Source organism: Streptomyces sp. NPDC060002 (assembly GCF_042737245.1).
Classification (GTDB): domain Bacteria; phylum Actinomycetota; class Actinomycetes; order Streptomycetales; family Streptomycetaceae; genus Streptomyces.
The window spans coordinates 82,542-105,924 of the sequence record NZ_JBHWUW010000009.1; the positions used below are offsets into that span (position 1 = coordinate 82,542).

23 protein-coding genes are annotated in these 23,383 nt (G+C 59.5%); 15 read left to right on the forward strand and 8 right to left on the reverse strand.

The features are described from left to right. The first annotated feature begins 611 nt into the window (after positions 1–611). The 4 genes from ACFWBD_RS11415 (at position 612) to ACFWBD_RS11430 (ending at position 4,843) form a co-directional block, all read left to right on the forward strand. Positions 612–2,207, forward strand: a complete 1,596-nt coding sequence (locus ACFWBD_RS11415; protein ID WP_385665818.1) for an ATP-dependent endonuclease — start codon at positions 612–614, stop codon at positions 2,205–2,207. Further along, positions 2,194–3,228: a UvrD-helicase domain-containing protein gene (locus ACFWBD_RS11420; RefSeq protein ID WP_385665819.1), complete on the forward strand. Its 1,035-nt coding sequence runs from the start codon at positions 2,194–2,196 to the stop codon at positions 3,226–3,228. The genes ACFWBD_RS11415 and ACFWBD_RS11420 overlap by 14 nt, the downstream gene beginning before the upstream one ends. 65 nt (positions 3,229–3,293) lie before the next feature. Next, on the forward strand, positions 3,294–4,304 hold the full coding sequence (locus ACFWBD_RS11425; RefSeq protein ID WP_385665821.1) for a hypothetical protein: 1,011 nt from the start codon (positions 3,294–3,296) through the stop codon (positions 4,302–4,304). A gap of 206 nt (positions 4,305–4,510) precedes the next feature. Then, entirely contained in the window at positions 4,511–4,843 is a 333-nt protein-coding gene (locus ACFWBD_RS11430; RefSeq protein ID WP_385665987.1) for an Lsr2 family protein, read from the forward strand. A 115-nt stretch (positions 4,844–4,958) separates the two neighbouring features. Here ACFWBD_RS11430 and ACFWBD_RS11435 read toward each other — a convergent pair whose 3' ends face one another. Next, positions 4,959–5,690, reverse strand: coding sequence for a TetR/AcrR family transcriptional regulator (locus tag ACFWBD_RS11435; RefSeq protein WP_385665823.1), 732 nt, complete (start codon positions 5,688–5,690; stop codon positions 4,959–4,961). A 215-nt stretch (positions 5,691–5,905) separates the two neighbouring features. Here ACFWBD_RS11435 and ACFWBD_RS11440 point away from each other — a divergent pair, with 215 nt between their 5' ends. From ACFWBD_RS11440 to ACFWBD_RS11450, 3 genes are all read left to right on the forward strand, one after another. Further along, positions 5,906–6,049, forward strand: coding sequence for a hypothetical protein (locus ACFWBD_RS11440; RefSeq protein WP_385665825.1), 144 nt, complete (start codon positions 5,906–5,908; stop codon positions 6,047–6,049). Beyond that, complete coding sequence (locus ACFWBD_RS11445) at positions 6,046–6,249, forward strand: hypothetical protein (RefSeq protein ID WP_385665827.1); 204 nt, start codon at positions 6,046–6,048, stop codon at positions 6,247–6,249. The genes ACFWBD_RS11440 and ACFWBD_RS11445 overlap by 4 nt, the downstream gene beginning before the upstream one ends. Positions 6,250–6,402: 153 nt before the next feature. Next, the gene (locus ACFWBD_RS11450) at positions 6,403–6,534 is read left to right on the forward strand and encodes a hypothetical protein (protein WP_385665829.1); all 132 of its coding nucleotides are present in this window, start codon (positions 6,403–6,405) and stop codon (positions 6,532–6,534) included. Between the two features lie 23 nt (positions 6,535–6,557). Here ACFWBD_RS11450 and ACFWBD_RS11455 read toward each other — a convergent pair whose 3' ends face one another. After that, positions 6,558–7,109 (reverse strand): hypothetical protein, encoded by a 552-nt coding sequence (locus ACFWBD_RS11455; RefSeq protein ID WP_385665831.1) that lies wholly within the window; start codon positions 7,107–7,109, stop codon positions 6,558–6,560. A 55-nt stretch (positions 7,110–7,164) separates the two neighbouring features. On the opposite strand from ACFWBD_RS11455, the gene ACFWBD_RS11460 reads away from it, so the two are divergent. The 6 genes from ACFWBD_RS11460 (at position 7,165) to ACFWBD_RS11485 (ending at position 14,402) form a co-directional block, all read left to right on the forward strand. Continuing rightward, complete coding sequence (locus ACFWBD_RS11460) at positions 7,165–7,323, forward strand: hypothetical protein (protein ID WP_385665833.1); 159 nt, start codon at positions 7,165–7,167, stop codon at positions 7,321–7,323. A gap of 2 nt (positions 7,324–7,325) precedes the next feature. After that, positions 7,326–9,497 carry a type IV secretory system conjugative DNA transfer family protein gene (locus tag ACFWBD_RS11465; RefSeq protein ID WP_385665835.1) on the forward strand — a complete coding sequence of 724 codons (2,172 nt, stop codon included), beginning with the start codon at positions 7,326–7,328 and terminating at the stop codon, positions 9,495–9,497. A gap of 95 nt (positions 9,498–9,592) precedes the next feature. Further along, a complete protein-coding gene (locus ACFWBD_RS11470; RefSeq protein ID WP_385665837.1) occupies positions 9,593–10,225 on the forward strand; it encodes a hypothetical protein in 633 nt (210 codons plus the stop codon). Positions 10,226–10,247: 22 nt separating this feature from the next. After that, positions 10,248–10,898, forward strand: coding sequence for a hypothetical protein (locus ACFWBD_RS11475; RefSeq protein WP_385665839.1), 651 nt, complete (start codon positions 10,248–10,250; stop codon positions 10,896–10,898). 105 nt (positions 10,899–11,003) lie between these two features. Beyond that, complete coding sequence (locus ACFWBD_RS11480) at positions 11,004–11,684, forward strand: replication-relaxation family protein (protein ID WP_385665841.1); 681 nt, start codon at positions 11,004–11,006, stop codon at positions 11,682–11,684. A 1,821-nt stretch (positions 11,685–13,505) separates the two neighbouring features. Beyond that, positions 13,506–14,402: a Shedu anti-phage system protein SduA domain-containing protein gene (locus ACFWBD_RS11485; protein WP_385665843.1), complete on the forward strand. Its 897-nt coding sequence runs from the start codon at positions 13,506–13,508 to the stop codon at positions 14,400–14,402. A 27-nt stretch (positions 14,403–14,429) separates the two neighbouring features. Here ACFWBD_RS11485 and ACFWBD_RS11490 read toward each other — a convergent pair whose 3' ends face one another. After that, positions 14,430–15,296, reverse strand: coding sequence for a hypothetical protein (locus ACFWBD_RS11490; RefSeq protein ID WP_385665844.1), 867 nt, complete (start codon positions 15,294–15,296; stop codon positions 14,430–14,432). 213 nt (positions 15,297–15,509) lie between these two features. Between ACFWBD_RS11490 and ACFWBD_RS11495 the strand changes: the two genes are divergently transcribed. Then, a complete protein-coding gene (locus ACFWBD_RS11495) occupies positions 15,510–16,085 on the forward strand; it encodes a hypothetical protein (protein ID WP_385665845.1) in 576 nt (191 codons plus the stop codon). A 249-nt stretch (positions 16,086–16,334) separates the two neighbouring features. On the opposite strand, the gene ACFWBD_RS11500 is transcribed toward ACFWBD_RS11495, so the two are convergent. Beyond that, positions 16,335–17,435, reverse strand: coding sequence for a hypothetical protein (locus ACFWBD_RS11500; RefSeq protein WP_385665847.1), 1,101 nt, complete (start codon positions 17,433–17,435; stop codon positions 16,335–16,337). A 341-nt stretch (positions 17,436–17,776) separates the two neighbouring features. On the opposite strand from ACFWBD_RS11500, the gene ACFWBD_RS11505 reads away from it, so the two are divergent. Then, on the forward strand, positions 17,777–18,025 hold the full coding sequence (locus ACFWBD_RS11505) for a helix-turn-helix domain-containing protein (protein ID WP_369042458.1): 249 nt from the start codon (positions 17,777–17,779) through the stop codon (positions 18,023–18,025). A gap of 122 nt (positions 18,026–18,147) precedes the next feature. On the opposite strand, the gene ACFWBD_RS11510 is transcribed toward ACFWBD_RS11505, so the two are convergent. From ACFWBD_RS11510 to ACFWBD_RS11525, 4 genes are all read right to left on the reverse strand, one after another. Then, on the reverse strand, positions 18,148–19,680 hold the full coding sequence (locus ACFWBD_RS11510) for a tyrosine-type recombinase/integrase (RefSeq protein WP_385665849.1): 1,533 nt from the start codon (positions 19,678–19,680) through the stop codon (positions 18,148–18,150). Beyond that, the gene (locus tag ACFWBD_RS11515; protein ID WP_369042456.1) at positions 19,680–19,898 is read right to left on the reverse strand and encodes a helix-turn-helix domain-containing protein; all 219 of its coding nucleotides are present in this window, start codon (positions 19,896–19,898) and stop codon (positions 19,680–19,682) included. Before ACFWBD_RS11515 ends, ACFWBD_RS11510 begins: the two co-directional genes overlap by 1 nt. Positions 19,899–19,987: 89 nt before the next feature. Then, the gene (locus tag ACFWBD_RS11520) at positions 19,988–20,812 is read right to left on the reverse strand and encodes a replication-relaxation family protein (RefSeq protein ID WP_385665851.1); all 825 of its coding nucleotides are present in this window, start codon (positions 20,810–20,812) and stop codon (positions 19,988–19,990) included. 106 nt (positions 20,813–20,918) lie between these two features. Continuing rightward, complete coding sequence (locus ACFWBD_RS11525) at positions 20,919–23,141, reverse strand: type IV secretory system conjugative DNA transfer family protein (RefSeq protein WP_385665853.1); 2,223 nt, start codon at positions 23,139–23,141, stop codon at positions 20,919–20,921. Positions 23,142–23,383: the final 242 nt, after the last annotated feature.

Sequence of the window (23,383 nt, forward strand, 5' to 3'; positions counted from 1 at the left end):
GTCGCCGTTCCCGTGGCGCACGTCGGAGATATCACCGTCCAGGACAAGGCGCTGCCGCTGTTCGCATGTCATCACTGCATCTTCCGGATGCAGCAGTCACATTGGTTCGCGACCGGCCGTCGAGCCTGGCAGCTGGAACGGCTCCACCTACCGCCCCGTGGCGGGTCACGAAGGACACGACTGCTTTCCCTTGGGTGGCTGCGCTACAGGAAATGGAGCAGCTACGACACGGACGAAAGCAGGGTTGCTGCGGGCGAGAGCTCTGAACGCACGTAGCCCTCGGGTGGTCAACTACACAAAGGTGCGTCTCTGCTTCGTACAAGCACAGGCGCACCTTTGTTACTGGCGGGTCATTTCCATTGAGGGTATAGAGGTAGCGTCGCTTTCAAGCCATATGGCTGAAATGATTCTTCAACTCCCATAAGCTCTGACCAGAGCAAATAGATAGCTTGTTCGACTTTATCGGCTCTGCCCCTGTAACTGGCGGGACGCCTGCTACGCTCCTCGTCACTTGTTCGAAGGTGTGCTGTGGAACCTCATGGGGAGTGTGATTCCACTGATCAAACTTATGCTCGCCTCCGGAAAGGGAAAGTTTTATACTAGGGGGACGTATGCTTTCTAAAATCGTCATTCAGAACTACCGGACGTTTCGTAAGTTTAAGCTTGAATTCGACCCCAAGATGAACATCTTGGTTGGCGACAATGACGCCGGTAAGTCGACGATTTTGGAAGCGATCAGCCTGGCGCTCACCGGCAGGCTTCGAGGTCGGCTCCTCGCACAGGACCTCACGCCCTACCTTTTCCACAAAGATTCCGTCGACGAGTACATTGCCGCTCTTCGAGAAGGGCGGGAAGCAAGGCCGCCTGAGATCATCATTGATCTCTTTCTCGACAGCAAGACGGCGCCCGCCGAACTGATGGGAACGAACAACCTCCTCAAGGCTAATGAACCGGGCGTGCGTATCCGCGTTGCCCTTAACCCGGACTATGAACCCGAGTACAAGGAGTTCATCAAGGATCCGACCCAAGTTCGATTGGTTCCGACCGAGTACTACAAGGTCGACTGGTTGGCTTTCTCGGGGAACGGCATCACCTTCCGTAGCATTCCGGCAACCGCCTCGCTCATTGACGCCTCGAACATCCATCTTCAGAGTGGTGTCGACTACTACCTGAACGGCATCATCAACTCGCACCTTGCGCCGGACGAGCGCGTAAAGCTAACGCGCGCCTATCGCAGCCTCCGTGAAAATTTTGCAGCGGATGACTCAATCGTGAAGATCAACGAGAAACTGCGGGGAGCTCCCAGTGATGTAAGTGACCGCGAACTGACGCTTGGTATCGACGTGTCACAGAAGTCGAGCTGGGAAAGCAGCATTGTTCCGCATCTCGACGAGCTGCCTTTTCAGTATGTCGGCAAGGGAGAGCAGAGCACGCTCAAGATCCTTCTCGCTCTTAACAAGAAGGTAGAAGATGCTCACGTCGTGCTCGTCGAGGAACCGGAGAATCACCTGTCGTTCTCCAACTTGGGTAAGTTGGTTAAGAAGATCAGCGACAAGTGCGACGGCAAGCAAGTCTTCATCACTACGCACAGCTCTTACGTACTGAACAAGCTAGGGCTTGAAAAGCTCGTCTTGCTCTCAACCACGGAGGGTTTCCGGCTCGACAGCCTCCCCGCTGACACGCAAGATTACTTCCGCAAGCTGTCGGGTTACGACACCCTGCGCCTTGTGCTTGCTCGACGGTCAATCCTTGTAGAAGGGCCTTCCGATGAACTCATTGTCCAGAGGGCGTACAAGGACATCCATGGCTGCCTTCCTATCGAAGACGGCGTAGACGTAATCAGCGTCCGCGGTTTGGCGTTCCGGCGTTTCCTCGACATCGCATCACTAACTGGCAATGTGGTTGCCGTCGTGAGGGACAACGACGGCACAGAGGCCACAGAGGTAGAGCGAAAGTACGCCACTCACACTGCCTTCCCGAACATCTCTGTTCACGTGGGACAGGATAAGGCGTACAAGACCCTTGAACCGCAACTCCTAAAGGCGAACGGTCTAGCCGTAATGAACGCCATCCTTGGGGAGAATTTCACCTCCGAAGCGGACCTGCTTGAACATATGGAGGATCGAAAGACAACCTGTGCTCTGACGATTTTCTCTAGCGACCAAACCATCAACATGCCGGAGTACATCAGGGATGCAGTCGCCTAATAATCTGGCCGTCATCGCGGCGGCCGGCTCGCGGAAGACCCAGCACATCATCGACTGCGTCGTTGCCGATCCGAGCAAACGCGTGTTGGTGACGACCTATACCAACGAGAACCTGCATCAGATCGTGAACCGGCTGAGTGCAGGCACCGGAGTCCTTCCAGGACACGTCACAGTCATGGGCTGGTTCACGTTTCTTCTCAACGAGTGCGCTCGTCCCTATCAAAGCTTCGTTCTTGGTGAAACCGGCATGATGGGTGGGCTCAACTTCGTAGGGCAGCGCTCAAGGTACATCCCCAAGAGTAAGCCTCATCAGTACTACCTAGACCGTGGCAAGTCTGCCTATCGGGATGGCGTATCGGCATTTTCCTTCGAGGCCAACAAGGTGAGCAAGGGAATGGTGGTTGATCGTCTCTCGCGGATGTATGACCACATCTACATTGATGAGATCCAGGACATGGCGGGGTACGACCTCGAACTCCTGGACCTTCTCATGAATTCGCCGATTGCCGTCACTGTCGTTGGCGACCCCCGCCAGGCCACCTTCGTGACGAACAACGCCGCCAAGAACAAGCAGTTCAAGGGAAGCGGCATCGTCGACTGGCTCAGTAGGCGTGCTGAGCTATGCCTGGTTGAGAACCGTGTGGAGAGCTATCGGTGCAACCAAGAAATCTGCGATTTTGCGGATGATCTGTACCCCGACCTTGCACGGACAGTTTCTAAGAACACAGAAATCACGGGCCACGACGGAATCTTCGAGATCAAGAAGTCAGACGCTCCGGCGTATGCAGAGCAGTATGCCCCGGTCGTGCTGCGCTACAACAAGAACTCTGACACGTGCGGCTTGGAAGCAATGAACATGGGCACCTCGAAGGGCAGCACCTTCGACCGGGTGCTCATCTTCCCCACGGCACCGATGATCAAGTACTGCAAGACGAAGGACGCTAGTCAGGCTGGGGACAGGGCGAAGCTGTATGTCGCGGTGACGCGGGCGAAGTACAGCGCAGCGTTTGTCATGTCGTGAGGCTGCCTCCTGTTCACCACTGAAACCTGATGGAGGCTGTCATACCCGACGACTACCGTTGATCCATGACGGAAGACCAGCGCGCACCGATCGCCAGACGCACATCGCTTGATCCCTACACTTCAAGCGCGCCGCATCTGGTCGGCATCGTGGACACCAACGCGCTGTTGAGCAGTATCGAGAACGACTGCCGCAAGGGGTTCCGGTCACGGCTGCTACGGATGAGCGACGCTGGCACCGCAACTCTCTATGCTGCCGACCACGTCCTCGATGAGACCTACGAGCACCTTCCGAGGATGGCTGAGCGTGGTTTGGTGCCGCTCGCCACCCTCCGCGCCCACTTTGAAGCTGAGTACCTACCGGCGCTGCGGTTCGTCACGATGTCGGACGTCGACGACCCGGACGAACAGGTCTTGGCGATCACTGACACTGACGATGTGCCAACGGGATGGTTGGCCAAGCTCATCGCGCCGTGTGTCGTGTTCTCAGATGACAAGCACCTGAAGAAGCCTGGGTTCGCCCCGAAGGACTGGCAACGAGCGGCGAAGTCTGTCCTCGACATTGCCGATGGTGTGAGGGACCAGGCCGTCACGATGAACGCAGCCGCGCTTCCGGCCAGGGGTGTAGTGGGATTGGTCAAGCTCCTGGGACGGCAGACCGGCATCTCTCCGTGGGCGATTGGTGCCGTCGTTCTGAGTGGTGGGGCGCTACTCCTGAAGAAGTCCGACAGGAGGAAGTCGGCTGCTTCGTTCGCCGTCAAGGCACTCGAAGTGGTCGGTACCAAGCTGGAGGCGGCAACGGCGCAGGAGCGGCAGGGAGTTGAGAAGCTGCGCGAGGTCATCCTCGCTGCACCATCCCGGCCTACGATCCGGCAGCAAGTGGCTATCGTCTTGGCACGGCAAGCCGAACCGCTGCTTGCTGCTGAGGTACACGAGCTGATCGATGCACACTTTCCCGACGAGCCGGCGGCCGACCTTCAAGCCGTCCGGATCGTGCTGGAGGAAGGTTCGGAGTTCGTCCGAGTACAGCGCTACCGATGGCAGCTCGGCCGCGAGGTCGGTCCGCGGTCGTCTTGAACGAGGCGATCCAGCGCAGGCCGGCCACGGCCTGGTGGTTGATTGGTTCCAGGCGGCATCCCCAGAAATGCTGAACGCCGCAACCAATGACGGGGTTTCTCCGCGCTGATTTTCTGGCCGCGTTGCGGGTGTGGTTGCTGCGCTGATAAGAAGTCAGCAACATCAGTACGTTGTTCACCTGGAACCCGAAGAAGGACGAACCGACGATGGCACAGCAAACCATTATCCAGCTGCTTGATGACCTCGACGGGTCCGAGGCGTCCGAGACGATCGTGTTCGGCCTCGACGGTAAGACGTACGAGATCGACTTGAACGAGAAGAACGCGGCCAAGCTGCGTAAGGCCCTTGAGTCCTACGTCGACAAGGGCAGGAAGACGAACCAGGCACGTGGTGGCAAGCGCGGAGGTACGGCGCGGGTTGCCGACGGCGACACTGCGCAGATCCGCGCGTGGGCCAAGGAGAACGGCTACGAGGTGAACGACCGTGGTCGCGTTCCCGCCGAGATCAAGGAGGCGTACGCGAAGGCCAAGGTTGCGTAGCGCCGACTATTCGAACCGCAGAAATGAGAAACACCCCGCCGCCTTAACGGGCAGCGGGGTGCTCTCGAATCTACGGTCATGATCTCCGAGAGGAAATGCTCGCGCGGATCAGTAGCTACGCGGACGCGTCCACCTGCTTCATGATGGGTTCGAGCTGACGACTTACGTACAGCCACCAAGGGCCGGGTCGTGCCACGGATAGAAGCGCCACACAAACCTGATGCGTGGTCTGGTAGGCCGAGTTCGTGTGGAACAGGCTCGTCAAGAAACCCTGCGAGTGATACAGGAGTGTTGACGGTTCGAGGGGCATGTCACCCCGCTCAAGGGACTTCCAGTTCTCTTCTTCGCTCTGCGGGACGAACGTCTTGGTCTTGAAGATGGGCTGCAAACCCTCAGCGATCCGGCCACCAAGCAGCCGGTCAGTCTGCGTGACCAGCCTTTCGGATCTGTCCAGCTCGGGTGGGGTGTCGTAGTACGACTTGACCAGGGCGACCGTGAGAGCGCGGTTGTTCTGGCTCACCCTGGCGACCGTGTAGACGTAGCGGAGCAGTTCATCCACGCCATCCTTCGGGTGATAGACCCCGGCCTTGTTCCCCTCGATGATCGTGTCGACTACGGGTGACAGCAGCCGGTCATACGCCGCTCGCAGCACCTCGTACTTGCTGCCGAAATTGTTGTGGAGCGTTGCCACTCCAACCCCAGCAGCCGCCGCAATCTCATCCCGCGTGTAGTCGCCCTCGGTCTTCCCGTCGTACAGCTCAAGCGTTGACACAACGATCAACTCCCTCGTGCGTTCTCGCTTCGTCCTGGCCGCCTTCTGCCGGGGGCCCATCTCTTCCTCCACCATGCGGCCATACTAGCTCTGGAGTCAAGCAGACTGAAGAGTCCGCATAGGCTGTTGACTCAACATGACTCTAGAGCTACTTTGATGCCATCGAGCTAAGCCGCAAGGCCGGCTCGGGGAAGAAGGAGCTGTTCATGGCCCGAGAGGTTGAACGGCCAAGGCAGTACGACCCCCGCCCTGGTGCCTACTCGTTTGGTGCTGAGCTCTATCGGTTGCTGATGGAGCGAGAAGAAGCCACCGAACAAGTCGAGCGTCAGACGTCGAGGCGGCGGACGTACTACCAGGACGACAAGGTCGCCATGGTCGAGGAAGAGATCACCAACGAGCGCATCACACGCAGGAGTTACGGAGGCAGCTCATGATGTCTGTACTCATCATCTTCGTCGTCATCCCAGGACTGTTCGTCTGGGGGATGGTGAAGGTCGCCAACTGGTACGGCCCCGGTTACATGCAGCGGCGCCGGGACGAGGAGATCGAAACGGCCATGCGGCTCGGAGCGCGTGACGCTGCGGCTGCCGAGCGGATCGCCCAGCAGCTGATCGACGAGCGAAACGGTCGATAGAACCGCGCATCAATAGGCGCTAGGGAAGGCAGCCATGTTGGCCAGCCACCCCGACCACTGACTGTCGCTTGATCCGCTCCTTCTAGTTCGCCGCCGGCCGCGACTGTGGGTCGGCGGCATCCACCCCGAACGAGTTGAGGGGAGGTGATGAACATGGCGAACGAGGTCTGCGTCGAGTGTGACGGCAACGGACTCATCGCACCGCCCGGCGTCGAGGAACCGATCGACTGCCCGACCTGTGATGGGGACGGCTTCGTACGCGTCGAAGACGACGAGGACGAGTAGTCCAAGCCATCCCGAGCGGCGGCTCAGGCCGCTCGGGATGGTGCGTCGTCCTTCGTGCCGAAGAACTCGGCCTTCAAGAACTCCGTGAAGGCGTCGAATTCTTGGCGCTGGACGTCCACCAGATCGTGCCGCTCATCCTTGGTCGCGACATGCACCAGGTCCGCGGACTGAGTGGTGAGCCGGTACCCAATCACCCCGAAGCCTTGGCAGATGAGCCGTTGCTGTAACGGAACGTCTCGGTCAACGTAGAAGCGCTCCAGGTATCCAAGCAGTCGGTCTAGCACCGCGGCGTTGTGTTGCATCGCCTCGTCCTTGCGGCGGCGCTGCTCGTCTTGAGTCTCAGCCTCCTCGATGAATCGCCGGTCGGCTTGATTGCTCGACGCGCGAAAGGCGACGTACGGACTGGCGGGTCGGTCGAGGTGACCGCCGCAAGAGCTATGCGTCGTGAAGTCGAGGAGTCGCAGGACCGTCACCGTCTCGACGATCGCTGGATCGACCGGCTTACCGAGACCGTCTCGAAGCTCGCCGACTGCCCGCTTCTCCCGTTCCCAGATGTGCTTTTGATCCTCTGTCATTCCTAGGTCCATTTTACGCCTAAATGACTGCCTTTTCGATCCCAAGGAGCTTGTCGTGGGGAAGGCCAGGAACATCCTCCTGATGCTGCTGCTGGCAGCGTTCACGATCCGCGTGCTGTGGCTCGCGGTAGAACCGCTCGTCCCATACGTCGTGAGTACGCTCGCCATCGTGTTGGTGCTGGGCTTCATCTACCACCGCATGACGAGGTGGTGACGGTGACGACTCAGACCTACCGCTTGAACTTCCCATCGGACCTCGACGCCGACCAAGTAGGTACGTGGCTGACGGCGGTAAGCGGCACACTCACCACCGGGCCGCGGCGCCTCCTGCACGTCTCGTCCATGGCATTCGAGGTCGAGGCGACAGAAGCAGGTATCCAGTACCGGCTGGTGGTGCCGGAAGGTACGGCCGACTTCCTGACCGGTCAGCTGCGGGCATTGGTGCCAGGTTCTACGGCTCAGCCGGCGGGCGCGGATGGTGCCGCCCACCAATGGACGCTAGCTGTAGAGCTGGGACAGGCGAACCCTCGCCGCAGCCTCGGCACCGTGAACCCGAAGGCTATTTCGGCCAGCTTGCTCGCATCTCTCCAGGGGCTCGGCCGGGCTGAAGCGCTGCTGCTTCAATGGGTGGTGTCGCCAGCACTGCGACAGCGACCACCCGTCGAACGGGAGGAGGGCATGGCCCGCCGTTCTATGGGTCATGCCCTTGGTCGTCGGAACGACCGTGACCGGATCAACGACATCCGGAACAAGCTGTCGGAGCCCAACTTTCTCGGTGTGCTCCGTGTCGCCGTAAAGGCACCCAGCAAGGAGCGCGGCGAACACCTCCTGGCCCGCGTGCGCGCCAGTCTGCGAGCGGTCGGCAGTAGTAGCAACCGGCTCAAGCAGCGGCTCATGACCAGTGGTCGCGTCATTTCACGGGTCCACGAGCGGGCGGTGCCTACGCTTTTCCCAATGCAGCTGGCCGGCTCTGAGTTGGTTGGCCTGATCTGCTGGCCGGTTGGCTCACCGCATGTTGCCGGGCTTCCCGCCGCCAGGTCGCGTCAGCTTGCCGCTACGGGCACGATTCCTCGCACGGGTCGGGTAGTCGCTCGCTCCAACTTCCCAGGGGCGGAACGGTTGCTCGCTCTGTCTCCCGAAGAGTCGACGTGGCACATGCAGGTTGTCGGGCCAACTGGCTCCGGGAAGACGGCACTTCTTACGAACCTCATCTCGCAGGACATGAACGCGGGCCGCGGGGTCATCCTGATCGAGAGCAAGGGCGACCTGTTTCAAGCGGTCCTCGACCGTGTCCCTGAAGGCCGGCTTCAAGATGTGGTGCTGCTCGACGTGAGCGACACGGACTACCCGGTCGGCTTCAACATCTTGCAGGGCAGCCCCTTCGTGGTGGCGGCGGACATCCAGAGGCTGTTCGACCATCTGTATCCGCAGGATGCCCGAGGAGTACGCGTCCGGCAGGGGTTCTACCACCTGATCCTGACGCTCATGATGAGCGCCGGGACTTCCTCACCTATGACGTTCGCGGATATCGGGCCGCTCGCTGTACCCAGGGCGGATCAGGTGGAATTCTCGAAGAACCTCGTTCGTGGGGTCGCACATATCGAGGACCTGGCGACGTGGTGGGCCGGGATAGACGACCGGATGCGTTCTTCGCACTTCCAGCCGCTCATGGATCGGATCTGGCAACTCAACAACCGGCCCTCGATCCGGAACATCATCGGGCAAAGCGCCAGCACGATCGACCTACGTGACGTGATCCGGGGAAACAAAATCCTGCTCGTCAATCTTGGTCGAGCAACGGAGGGGAAGGACACGGCCGGGCTGTTGGGCTCGCTCCTCCTGAATGCCGTGTGGAGCGTGGTGCAGGCAGGAGCCGCTAATCCGGCTCGTCCTACGATGCTGTACCTCGATGAGTTCCAGGACTTCATCAACCTGCCGATCGCGCCCGCTGACATGTTCGCCCAGGCCCGTTCGCTCGGACTCGCGATGACGGTGGCGCATCAGCACCTCGGACAGCTCACCCGTGAGCTTCAGGACGCCACCCAGAACAACGCGCGGTCGACGGTGGTGTTCCAGACCTCAGCGGACGAAGCCCGCTCGTTTGCCCGGCAGTTCGGCCGCAGCGTCACCGAAGAGGACTTCCTGAACCAGCGCCGGTTCGAGGTCTTGATGCGGCTCGCCACAAGCAACGGGGTGAGTTCGCCGGTAACTGGCGTGACGCTCCCGCCTGTTGATGCAACGGGCTCTGCCGACGAAGTGCGGCGCCGATCACGCCGTACCTACGGCCGACCGGTCGCGGAGGTGGAGGCGGAGATTAGGCAGCGCCGCGGGCGGCAGCCGGCCGCGAGCGCTCCTACGAGGCGACCTCGGTTCGGTGGACCTCGCTAACTCCCTGGCGCGAGGACGGAGTCAAGTCATATCCTGATCCGTTCTGTTGAGATCAACTTGAGCTTGGAGTACCTACGTTGCTGGATACGGCGAAGATGGTGGAGCAGCTCGACGTCCTGATCGGCGAGTATCAGGACATGCTTCGCACGGGGACGGAGGGCGTGCTGTCGTCAGACCGGGCCAAGCTACTTGCCAGTCGGCTTGAGTCGGCAATCGATCGCTTGGCTGTCCCTGGTAGCAGTTACGTGCGTCAGCTTGACAACCATCGTGACGACAAGCGGACGACAAATAGGCTTCGAGCGATCTACAGCATCACGCTCGGACTTCGTGAGGACCTCAATGCCGGTTGGACCGAGTCTGTTGTTGAGATGGTCCACGCTGACACTCACAGCGATTACCTGGAGATGTCGGAGACCTTGCTCCGGTCCGGGTTTAAGGATGCCGCAGCGGTAATTGCAGGGACGGCCCTTGAAGTCCACGTGCGCGCGCTGTGCGTGAAGAACGGTGTTGAAACAGAGCTAGCTGACGGAGCGCCGAAGAAGGCCACCGTCATGAACGCCGATCTCAAGAAGGCTGATGTCTACGCGACACTTCAGGAGAAGCAGGTGACGGCGTGGATGGATCTGCGGAACCAAGCAGCCCACGGGAACTACGCGAAGTACGACACCAATGAAGTTCGGGCCCTGGCAAGTGGCGTTCGCGACTTCATGCTCAAGTATCCGGCGTAGAGCGAAAACGGAGGGAACGGGGATGGCCAACGTCGACAAGGTAGTCGAACAGCTCGATTTCCTGATCAAGGCATCTGAGAACTACATCAAGAATGACAGTTGGTCTCTTCTGGATGGCGCGGCGGATGACCCCATCGTTCTCAGTAACCGGCTTGAAGCTGCAATTGAGCGAGCTGCGCGACCGGGCTCCATCTACATGAAGCAGCTTCAGTCTGCTCGCATTAAGATCCAGCCTAACCGACTCAGGGAACTGCGTATCGTCGCACTAGGCCTGCGCGACGACCTGATTGCCGGATGGGTTGAATCGGTCGTCGAGTTGGTGCACGCCGATACGTACCGCGACTATCTGGAGATGGCAGAGGAACTGCTTGCCAAGGGATACAAGGACGCTGCGGCTGTCATTGCGGGGACATCCCTTGAAGTCCACGTGCGGGCTCTCTGCGCGAAGAACAACGTAACCACCACGGTGGCGGGCAAGCCGAAGAAGGCCGACACCATGAATGCCGACCTCAAGAAGGCCGGCGTCTACGACGGGTTGCAGCAGAAGGAGGTCACGGCCTGGATGGACCTCCGGAACAAGGCAGCGCACGGCAACTACCCCGACTACGACCGTGACCAAGTGCGACGACTCATCGATGGGGTGGAAGCCTTCATGCGGAAGTACCCGGCGTAGGCGAACCCCGTAGGCCAGGGGTAGGCCGACCGTAGGTCTACCCCTATACCCGTAGCCATCCTGACCAGCGAAGACGGCGTGACCTATCCGGACGGAGGACGGACGGTGGAGCTGACCACCCGCGACTATGAAGTACTGAGGCTCACCCAGACCTTTTCCCAGGTGGCCTCGACCCACATAACCGAGCTGCTGTTCGCGGACGTATCGCACAGCATCCCGGACAGGGTCCTTGGGCGGTTGGTGAAGCTCAGCTACCTTTCCCGGGTTGGTCGGAGGGCGACTAGTGCCAAGGGTGGGGCGGGGGCGTTCGTGTACCAGCTCGGCCGCGCCGGCCGTCTCCTCTTGGACGTCGAGGGACGGCTGTCGCCGAGCGTCAACAGCCACGCCCTCATGATGGCTGACACCTACTTGGAACTGCGGCGAGCGGAGGAGGCGGGCGTTCTCGCGGTCACGGCCTGGGAGGTTGAACGGCGCGTGCCGCCCAGTGTTCGCGCTGATCTGTACGTCTCGCTGGACTTCCCGCAGCAGGGGCGGAGTAGTTCGTTCTTCCTTGAGATCGACCTGAGCACCGAACAACCGGCACGCATCCGGGAGAAGGTCGCCGGGTACTGGCAGGCCGTCGAGGTGAGCACCGCCGACTACTTCCCGTACGTGGTGTTTGTGGTGCGGCACCAGGTGCGTAAGAACGAGCTGGCCCGGATCTTCCGGCAGCTGCCAGAGGAGCAACGGGACATGCTGAGGGTGTATTTGATCGGGGAGTTGGTGCCTGAATTGATCCGCCTCTAATGAAAATCCTTGCACTGCGCCGAGAACTCACGTATAACTTGGAGTAGATGAAACGCATTATCTTTTTCTTGGGAATAGTCCTCGCCGCATGGGGTGTTTGGTACATTCAAACCAATGCAGGCTATGAGAGCACACAGACTGCCCTTAGTTACTGCGGGCGAGCGTACACGGATAATTCTGATTGGGCTCGCTGCTCCGCTAGTGCATGGCAAGACTACAACTCAGGTAGAGATCGGGCGACGACCGCTATTGTCGTCGGTGGGTTCCTAGCACTCATGTCCGGCTACCTAATCGCTTTTACGCCACAAAAACGAGCATCCCCACCAGATACAGAAGGTATTGAATAACAGTGGCGAAAGGAGGATAATGGAAAGAGAAATAAACGAGGAGCAAGAATGGGGCGCCGAGCACGAAAAACGCCACTGCTGTCACGGATTCTTTGGGGACCGCAGAGCAGGACTAGTCAACCTAGCGGACGAGTAACTGTCGTTCGGGTCTCCGCATCGTCAATTGGCCACTCCAAACTAGTCGATGACTTCACACTTGCGGCCCTAATTTCCCTAGGGCTAGTCCTAGGTGTCATCATGTGGCGGATTTTACAGTGAGCTTCGATTCACTCATAGCGTGGGCGCGCAGTCTGAGTGTCGCATCGAATATTGATCCTGTTGCGGGTTTCGCACTGGTTTTCTCTGCCGTCTCGCTAACTATCGCTTGGCTTACTTATCGAAGAGATCGAGCTACGGCAAAGGTCCACGTTTTCAAGACCTCGCGATCTGTGATGTTGGGCATGAGAACAGCGAGTATCGTCGTGACCAATACTGGCCGTAGACCAATAACCATAATGGCGGTTGCATATAGAAAGCTTTGGACATTTGGAGAGGTGACTCCATTCGACTCCATCTATACTGTCCGTATCGAAGAAGGCGAGCCCGCAGTCTTTAACATTAACAAGGATCGCGATCTGCCGGGTGGCACGTGGAGGGATATTGGATACGTAATTGCGTACGACACAATCGGAAAAAAGTACACGGCGAATGTTGCCCCGTTCCCGACAGTTCAAATACACAAGCTAGCACTGATGATCTACTCGCCATTTCGTCGAATAGTTCGCTACATTCTAACTACTGCCAAGCAAACGGAGAAATAGGATAGGCTAATTCTGATGTTCGTGCACGCGCACGATCTCATCCTGCATACTGAAGTTCTGGAAGTGAATCATCAAGCGGGTGTTGCCGTCCGACTGGGTGTCGGGTGAGTCAGCATGACTAACATTGTTATCGTTGTAGTTGAACTCAAGCTTTGGAAGAAGACTGCGGTCTTCGAGCTCGCCTAGATCTAGGTTTCGCATTTCTTTGACTGGCGCGACAAGCTGAAGTCAGCTTCCGTCCTACGGTAAGTAGGCGTGGCCGAGGGGCAACTTTCTACGCATGCGGTAGGTAGAAAGCGCGACATAAAACAAAGGGGCCGGCGCACGATTGAGTCATCGGCCTCATGAGCGTCCGCGGTGCCGTGGAGGTCGAGCTCGCTCAAGTACCACCAGGCACGCAGATAGTTGCGGCCGATCCAGGCGGTGTGGCCGGCTGCGGCTTGATGGGTGGCACCTGCTGTCGAGCTGGTGGCTGGTGAGTGCTCGCAACCATCCACAGCCGCGGCCTCGTGGCTGAGCTTTCGACCTAACTCCATGCCGGCGGGCAGGGTAGGTCGACAGCTTCTCCGGACGTCTGCGGGTCGATGACCGTGTGTCCGCCAAGGGCCCGTCAACTTGTTCTGGTAGCTGCCGTTTTCAGCACTTGGTCGTCTGTTTCCATCCATACTGCTGCGGTGGACACCTTCCGTCATGCAGAGACCGACACGAGTCCAGAGCGTCCCCAAGCAACTCCTTGGGAGACGTACCACGATTCATTGGTACCGCAGTGGCAGAGCCTCTTGGCCTCCTCCCCCAGCGAGCGGGAGATGCAAGAGTTCTTGGAGCTTCACCCTTGCTTCCTCCCCGGAGCAACAGACGACATCGGCCCCGGTGGTCATCATGGGCCGTCGTTCTCCGCTGTGATCCGTCAGCCCCCGCTGAAAGGTCTTGGCCCAACACGCGTTCCGGACTTCATGTGGGTCCGGCTGGATACAGGGGCGATCCGACCGATCTGTATTGAGATCGAGAGTCCCCGTAAGTCCTGGTTTAACAAGGGGTCGAGGACTCCGACAGCGGAGCTCACTCAGGCGGTCGACCAACTCACAGAGTGGAAGGTCTGGTTTTCCTCACCGGAGAACCAGCTCATTTTTGCGAAGACGTACGCACCTGGTTATTCCTATCGCCCCGTCGAGGCTCAGTTCGTTCTCGTCTATGGGCGCGACTCAGAGTTCCGTGCAGCGACGTCAATTCACGACAACCCCACCTATATGCGGCAGAAGCGCGACCACATGCCTCGGAGCCGTGAGTACTACTTCACCTACGACCAACTAACTGCGGAACGGGAGGCTGGCGACTACGCAACCGTTACGTGTGAGGTCGACAAGTGGCGTCTCGACTCGCTGCCACCCACCTTCACGACCGGCTCGACCATGATGGATCTTGCTGAAATCGTTGCTGACCCTTCGATGGTACTTTCTCGAACAGAACTCATGAGCGAGGAGCGAAGGGCCTACGTTGTCGATCGCTGGAAATACTGGCGTCAGGTAGCTCTTGCGAAGCACGAATACTTTATAGCCGTGGGTCGAGAGTAGATTCGAGCCCGCACAAGGCGATCGCCTTCACTCGTCGGTGGGTTCCAGCTGATTTGCGGAGACGCGGGTAATCCTGAATATGGCGACTGTTCCTAGAAAGGGTGATGGTCCGCCAGTAAGAGGATAGTCGTTCTTCGTTGCGGCGAAGAGGGCGAGCTTCTTCTCTGCAAGCTCCTCCAGGATGGCGGTGATGCTTCGCTGTGCGTCTCGCACCGAGGAGCGAGAGAACTCGATGTCTCCTGAGATGTCGCTCCAGTCCTGAAACGCTTGGACCGCGCTGTCAATGAGGTCCTGCTCGTCGTCAGTGCAGTCGTCTGGTTCCTCATGCGGCATCCAGCCAAGGCAGCCGGAGAGGATCGGCCAGAGATCACGCCCTGTCTTCATGTGGTCGAGCAGCACGACTTCAAACTCTGGCTCGTCGACCGTGATGACGTCGATGATCCTGTCGACCTGCTCCTTCTTGAGCTTGCTGATCTCATCGGCCAACGTCTTGAGTCCCCACACCTCGATGGTGACGCCGGGGTGCAGCGGGCGAAGCTCGTTGTCGATGAACTGGTCGACCTCACCTGGCAAGGTGTCGTTGGTGAGGAAGCGCCACACCCGCACGTCGCGGTGCTCCTGGAGGCAGCCCTCTAGGTCACCGCGGATCTTGGCTTTGGTCTTATCGATCCGTTCACCGCGCGTGGCGTGTGCTGCGAAGAAGACCCGAGCGTGCGGGCAGTACCCGTCGTTCTTGGTGTCGCCCTTGGGCCCGGCCGCCCGCACAGGTTGGTAGTCGCGGGGGTACAGCTCCAGGCCGAGCCGATCCATGCAGTCCTGGAACGTGTTGCCCTCCAACCGAAGGAGCTGGCCTTCCACGAGCTTTCGCAGTGAGTTTTGATCCACGGCAGCCATTACCGCACAGCTCACACTTCCTGCGCAGCTAGGTCGGGCGGATCAAGCGGCAGGGGCCGGCGTGGGGTTGGTCGTCTTGGTCTATGCGGCGAGGTTGAGCTTGGACGTGTAGGTCACCGGGCTCAAGCCCCTGGTCCGGTGAACTTCTGGACCAGGACTCCCAGACGCAGCATACTGATCAACAAATGATGGATGTGTAAGAGGAGACGGTATATGCACTTCACGCTCACGTATAACGGCCAACTGCCGAGCAGCAGCAACGCGAAGGTCAAACATGACATACGCAGAAAACTGCACCCCCAGCTTAAGGAACTTTGGAGAACTCACCCGGCGTTGGCTCACTCCGCGAACCTGGTTACGCGCAACAGTGGAGAGGAGGAGGACAGTAGTGACGCCTCCCTTCTTACGGATATCCAAGGAAACGACTTTGCTTCACTAGTGCACCCCCGTCAATATCTCTATGCAGAGCTTGATATCCTCATGCTACGTCCGGAAGCTCCCGGGGCAGTTATTTCTAAGGCCGGTGACATCGACAATCAGCTCAAGACCTTGTTCGATGCACTGCGACGGCCGACGGATCAAAGTGAAGTACCCTCATCGTGGTCACCAACGCCCGACGAGGCTCCGCTGTACTGTCTGCTGGAAGACGACAAACTAATTACGAAGGTAAGCGTTGAGACTGATCGGTTGCTGATCTTGGACGCCAATCCAAAAGAGGTACAACTGACCATCAGGGTAAACGTGAAGGGAACTACCGCTACCTGGGGAAATTTGGGAATGATTGCCTGATCAGGCATAGGATTGATTGAGTCGCGTACAGCCGCTGGTAGACGCAGGCCGTTAATCCTCAACAGCGTCAAACGTTGTCTGGAGCTGATGAACACCCCGCAGCCAGTACTGGCCACGGGGTGTTTTGGTTGGCGGGATCAAGAAAAGGCGCCGACATGAGGCTTGGCCAGGTAGTTCAAGAGTGAGGTCGCGGTCGTCGATGGCTACGCGTATTCATCCGCGGTCAGATGTCCGGTTGGCTCTGTCGAGCTACCGGCGATGGCCGGCTGAGGGTTGGACGGGGGCTCCTACTGGTGTACCCGGTGCTGCTGCGTCACCGCTCATCTCGTCCTCCAACACCCACACGAAAGCTACTCCGCCCTTCGGGAACGTCCAGCCTTCGTAGGCGACTTCGACACTTGGGGATGGGTCGGAGGCGTCAAGGTGTCGGTGCCTCGGCTGGCGAGGCCCGGACAGGTAGTCGATGACGTTCATGCGCCGGATGCCGCAGTCGCCGTACCAAAGTTCAGCCCGAAAGTCCTTGGTCGGCTGGGCGAGATCGAGGTGCAGTACATGACCGTGCCTCTGGACCAGGACGCGGTACGTGTACGAGATGGTGGCTTCGTCCTTCAAGCTCGCGTCGTTGTCGAGAGTGCAGGTGAACACCTGGCCCCCTTTACGGGTGCTGCGCCGGACGGTCTGATTCTTCCCGTTCACGGCGACCTGGACCAGCTCGAATACCTCTGGTGATGCAGCATCAAGTCCGTTGAAGCGAGGGAAGTACCAGGAGATCGTGGAGGTTGGATCGACTGAGAGTTCTCGGTAGGTGTCGAGGTCTGAAACGCACGAGAAGCGTAGGACCGGAGTCGGCGGTGTGACCCGGGACTCCCACGAGATGGTGGCCACGAACATCGACCCCTCACCCGAAGCCGGCCCGTTCTTCCAGGGCGTCAGCGCCACTGAAACGCGGGCGTCCACCTGGCGGCGCTTCGCCCCGATGACCTGTTCCTTCAAGTCTTGGTACGCGTCGGCAGCGAGCTCCTTGTCACCGAGGCGGATGCCCAACGTGTTCTCGATGATGCGGTCGAGCGTATTGTCCGAGGCAACGTTCGTCAGGGATTCCGGCGCGAAGGCGAAGCCGTCTACGACGGCGTCGCGGATGGCAGGTGCCTCCTCGACGAGAACCTTCCGCAATCGCTCGTTTGCACGGGTCTCGGCGTCCGCCTGGTCGATGTAGGCGAAGAGGATTGCGATGAGGCCAGTCGTGAAGAGTGCCGAGCCAACGTCCATGACCGGCAGGTTGTTCAGCCAGGTTCCGGCTGCGTGGCCGTCCGCCCAGTGAGCCAGGACCATCAGAGCAATGCCAACCACTGTTGAGATGGTCGCGAGCAGTGCCAGCTTGGTCTTATAGAGACGTTCTAACGGACTCGACATATACAAGATCAATTATACAGAACTTGCAGGTCAGGGCAATGGTTGGCAAGCGGAAGCCCCGAGCTGCGTATGCGTTAGCTCGGGGCTTCCCTGGGGTTCGCGAGCGTCAGTGCTTCGTGCCGCCACTGCCGCCGCCGTTGATGCGCTGCATGATCATCACCTCCCTCGCATTCTCGGGTTGTGACGAGCAGGATAGGACACATAGTCATGGGACGCAGGCGATTGGGACACATCGTCTCTGGATACTGAGGGTTGGGACGTATGAGCTAGGGCCTGCTATGGCAAAACAGCCCATCTCAGACGCAGCACAGACGTTCGGCGCGCGAGTGCGTACCCGCCGGAACGAACTCGGCAAGAGCCAGGAACGCCTTGCCGACGACAGCGGTATGCACTGGACATTCATCGGTCAGGTGGAGCGCGGCCAACGCAACGTCAGCTTGCACAACATCCTCAAGCTGGCCGAGGCGCTCGGTGTCGATCCGAGCGAGCTGATGCAAGGACTCAAGGCACCCGGCAGCTCGGAGTAGAGCTTTGACGGTCGGTGGGCAGGAACCCCTCGTTGGAAGCGTTGAACATCGCCGCATCCGCGGCGGGCCGTTGGTATGGACGTTCCAGGGCTCGTGGCCGGCGTGCGGTTGGTCGCCTTGAGTTATGCAGCAAGGTCCGGCTCCTCGTCCCTGGTGTCTTTGACAGCAGCGCTGACAGCTACGACGCCGAGCAACCACGTTCGTCGCCGTGCTTGCAAGATCTCGTCAACCTCGGTGGCGCGCTGTTGCATACCACCCAAACCTGGCGTGTTCCGAGTTTTCATCCTGGCAATCCGGGTTCGATTCCCGGTGAGATCACCAAGAAATTCATTCAGCCAACCGGCAACAGGTACCCCTGTTGCCGGTTTGTTTTTGCCCTCGGGCGAGGAGTTGAACTGATCGATCAAAGATGGGGTGGTTGGTGTTTGACATCCATTTTGACAGCTACCCCGACTAACGAAACTAATCTCGTTGCTGTCAGTACGTACGGCAAGGGGAAGCGACCTGCTGTCGTCCGCCATGCTAATCAGTACCTCGGGCGACAAAAACGCATCTCCAACTTGATTCAACGCTGTGCGTCGTGAGTCCATCCCTGCGTGCTGGTAAAACTTCTGGGTTATGGATATGTTGCTGTGCCCCATGATGAGCTGTACGTCCTTATCGGGTACCCCGAGATCCTTCAGTAGCGTTGCAACACCGTGCCGCAGGTCGTGCAACCTGATCCGTCGGATCTGATACCTGGCACATAGACGCTGGAAAGCGCGCGTATAGTTCTGCGGTTCGATTGGTTGACCTGTGGATGTCGTGAAGGCTAGTCCATCGTCAAGGATGCTGCCATTCTGCTTTTTCCAGCGTAGGAGTAGCTTGCCCACAACTTCCAGCAAGGGCAAGTCTCGTTCTCCGGCTTTGGTTTTCACTGGGCCAATCTGGACGATGCCCCCGGCGCGAAATACCTGCTGCTCAATGTGTAGTTCCATGTTGACAGAGTCGATGTCGCGCCATCGCAGACCCAGGACTTCGCCTCGACGCATTCCGTACAGCACCGAGATGAGGAACGCTGGAAACCATTGATGTTTCAACGCTACCTCTAAAAACTGGCGGGCTTCTGCGGGCGTCCATGGCTCGAAGTGTTTTCCTCTACCTTGAACGCTTCGCACCTCGACCAGTTTGGCAACATTGCGGGTAAGCACCTCCTCGCGCATGGCACGGGTGAGCGCAGAACTTACTACCTCACGGAGTGTCTGTACCTTGCGGACAGAGTGACCGGTTTCTAGCTGGTGATTTAGGTACTTTTGCAGACTTGGCACGGTCAGCTTGGCCAGTGGCAATTTCCCCAAGTCGGGCTTGAGGTAGAGGCGTACGTTCGACTCGTATAGGTCGTATGTAGTGGGTTTCTGGTTCGGCTTAATGACCTCGGTCAACCAGTAGTCAAGGTAGTCACCAAGTAGCCAGTTCTTGTCTGCCGTCGAGATGCCTTGATCTTTCTTCGTTTTGAGTTCGGTAAGTTTCGTGTGTACCTCGGTGCGGGTCTTGCCGTAGACATAGACCCGCTTGGATTTCCCACTTGCCGTCTCAACCCATATGGAACTGACCCACCGCTTATCGCTCTTGCGTTGGTAGACCGAGCCTTCGCCGTTCGAGTTACGGCGAGCCATCAGGCTAATGACTCCTTCCAGCCCTTCAATACGTAAGCCTCGATTGACTGGAGCGGGATCAATGTCCGCCTCCCAATCTTGACGGCTTCAATCTGACCTGTCCGAAGCAGGTCGTATAGTTTCCACTTGCTAATGCGTAGTTTCATGTATGCCTCGCGCACGGTCAGCAGGATGACACTGTCACCGCCAGGAGTTAGCTGTTTGATCACTTCATTCATGGGATTTTCCTCCTTCTCTCTATCTATTTAAGCTCAATTAGTTGAAGTTGTTAACTATTTTGGTGGACTTCGGCAGTGTGGTTTCGACATCATGCGGCAGCTCCTTGGTCGGTACCACTTAGAAGTTCAGGGCCGTCGTCGAGGAGTCCGACATCAAAGAGTGCCTGGCCGTCGAGGGCGAGCTTCCCAATCACCCCTGCGATCCGCTCACGTCGGCGCTCGGTTTCTACGAGCCACACGACCTTCGGGAAGACGCCGCGCCACTGCTGCTCCATGCCACTGCGCCAGTAGTCGATGTACCGCTGTGACTTCTTCTGGATGGTGGGGAGCGTCTCGGTGGACAGGTCGACCTCGATGAACGCGCTGTACTCGGTGGCTACTCGACCTATCCGTACGTACGCGTCCGGCTTGATCTGCACGAGTTCGCCACCGGCCCCGGTGAAGTGACGCCAGTTGGCTGGCTCCGCGTCGTAGGCCAGTAGCTCCGTCGTACCTTCGCGGTGGCGCTCGACCAGTTGAACGTAGAGTTCAGCGACCGCGAGCATGTGGTCCTGGAAGTACGGTTTCGACTCCCACACTCGGCGACGGCGACCGCCAAGCGGACCGTCCGTGTTGAGGACGGCTTGGCCAACACCGCTCAGTCCGTAGATGTAGCCGGACGATCCCGCCCGCACACCCCCGATGATCCGCGAGAACCGCACCACGACGCCGAGCTTTGTAAGTCTGGTCATCATGAGCTGCGCACGACGGGTGCGAGCACGTGGTGATCCATCCGTCACCGCCAGGCGACAAATCTGGATCAGGCTGAGGAGCCGCACGCGGTCGAGGGACGCCAGCACTGCAAGGTCACGCGGGCTGAGCCGAGAACGCAATCGTTCCACCCGCGCCGTGGGGATCGAAAGCGGTCTCACCATAGGAACACTCCTGGTGGTGAGAGTTTCTTTGGTGCCTCCTCTCCAGTAACAGAGGAGTACCGACCACCGCGTACGACACGATGCGAAGCACGGAGCGAAGGACAGGTCATGCCGTCCTCCGTGGCTGTTGTCCTATGAGTCCGTCTGGCGATTGTGCGTTGCCCTGCCAGCGCTGACGAAGCGTTGCGTCGAGCTGTACGCCGTCGACCCCGTACCGCGCCGCACTCTGGCGTCGTAGGTCGGTGGGATCACTGAGCACCCGCCCGTCCGGCTGACGCGTACGGATAAGGAATGGTTCGCTTGGCTGTCGGTTCACCAGGACTTCGGCGTACGCCTCGTGCGCCCCGAGGAGCGCGAGGTCATCCGCGACGAGACCGCCACCAAGAACGTTCGCAAGTAGCGAGCCGTCCTCACTGCTGGGGTGAAAGACCACACGGTTACGGGCGTTGGCGATGAGTCCGGCCCGCATCTTGGGTGTGAGCTGGCCCATGTGCTGATGCGTCACGGTGAGCCCGACACCAAGGCCGCGCGCCTGGGCGAACATGTCGCCGAGGTCTACGGGGAGCCGCAAGTAGTTCTGAACCTCGTCGATAACGACCATGGCCGGCTGCCGGTGAGTCGAGGGCATCAAGGCTCTGCGCTGCATCGCTTGCCAGAGCTGCGTCACCAGCAGCGCCCCGATCATCTGGGACGTCTCGCTTCCGATGACGCCAGTGTTCAGGTTCACGAGGACGATGCGCGGACGGTAGAACAGCTCGTCCAGCGCAAACCGCGGTGAGGCTTGACCGAGGAGCCTTCGGATGGCGGTGCGGCTGAGGAAGGCGCGCGTCTTGTTCAGTACGGGCGCAACGACCTGTTGCCGCTCAGCCTCCGACAGACCGTCGTACCAGGAGAAGAACGGAGCTAGCACAAGGGGATCGTTGACGGCCGCGAGCACTCGACGGCGGAACACCGCGTTGGTCAGGATGACCGGCAGATCGGCGAGTGTGCTTCGGTCGCTCCGTGCAAGCGCCACCAGAGCGTGCATGAGGACATCGGTACTACGTGGCCCGAGACTCGTGCCGTACAGCTCACGGAATAGGTGCAAGAGATGGTCAGCGCGTTGCTCGGCGTCCTCGGTACTCCCGGCGAGCGGGTTGAACCCGACAACCTCCCCGGGCGATCCCGGCTCGATGATGACGACGTCCTCACGGCGCTCCGCGGGCACGCCGGCCAACACCCCTTCTACGAGGTCACCGCGTGGCTCTAGGACGAAGACACTTCGCCCCGCCGCGATGTCCGCGTGGAGCAGTTGGTTCAGCAGCGTTGATTTTCCGCTTCCAGTCGGGCCGACGACGTGCAAGTGGTGGAGCGCGCTCTCCGTCGGCAGCGTGACGAGTTGATTGCGCTGACTTGGGTGCAGGCCGGCGCCGAGGACCCGACCCTGCGGTTGGTGGTGCCGTTCTACCGACGCGGTGATCTGCGGTGGTGCCGGGTACTGGCGACCGTGCGCCGTGCGCATTGAAGCGGCTCCATCTACCGGCCACCCGATGACCGCTGCGAGTTCGGCAGCGTTGAGGATGCCCGACCACCGCGGCGCCGTCGCTCGGTCGAGCTGGCTTGCGTCACGTGTCGCCGGGCGGTTGATCCGCAGTTCTGCATGCGCGTCGCTGACGAGCTGGACCGCTTCACCCAACATGCGCACGATGGCACGGGCGTACTCAGGATCTCGGGCGCGGGCACCGATCCGACCGCGTACCGCGAACAGTGGTTCAGCGGCTTTCTGCTTCCAGAGTCTCCGGTCGTCTGTGGTCTCGTGAGCCACGGCGACCAGGCCGAGGGCGCGAGCGGCGTTGAACGGTTCTGGTCTGCTGCGTCGTGACTGTGCGGGTCCGATGACCCATTGGACGACGGCAGATTCGCCACTTCCGAGGGCGTTCATGATTTCGAGGAGTCCAGCTGCGACGCTGGCCGCCATGTCCGTTCGGAGCGGTTGTGCGAGGCCAACTGACCTGATGGTTGCTGCGACCATTGGCACGGGCCGAGGAGAGCGATCAAGGAGAACCAGCACCAGGCCAGGGAGCTGCGCCGTGAGCTGTCCTGGCAGTTCGCCGCTGATCCGGTGGTCGACGCCAACCAACCAGCGAACCTCGCCACCCGATGAACCGCGCATCTCAAGGACGACGGCCGGCGTGCGCTTGAACCAGCCCAGCAAGGGTCGGTAGGCGAGCGGCTGAAGCGCCTTGACCACCTGGGGGACGCTCAACTCGTGAGGGAAGTGCACCTCGAACCAGATCAGACCCGAGTGGTCTGGTGGTCCTCTGCGCTTGATCGTGGGGTTTTGGGACATGGCGTTCCTCCTTTCTGTTACGTGGGTTCTCGGAAGTTGAGGGTGTCAACAAGAAGGCTGAACACTAGGGCTCAGAGAATCTGTGCTGACATGATTATTCAACTTTTTCGTCTGGGAGCAATCTCGTGAGACGCCTGCTGCCTGCTGTCGGTCGGGATGGATTGCTCTTATCCCTTACTATGCCCGGTCGATATTGAGGTTAGCTGAGGTTGAGTGGAGGTGGGGGTATGGGGTTGGCTGGA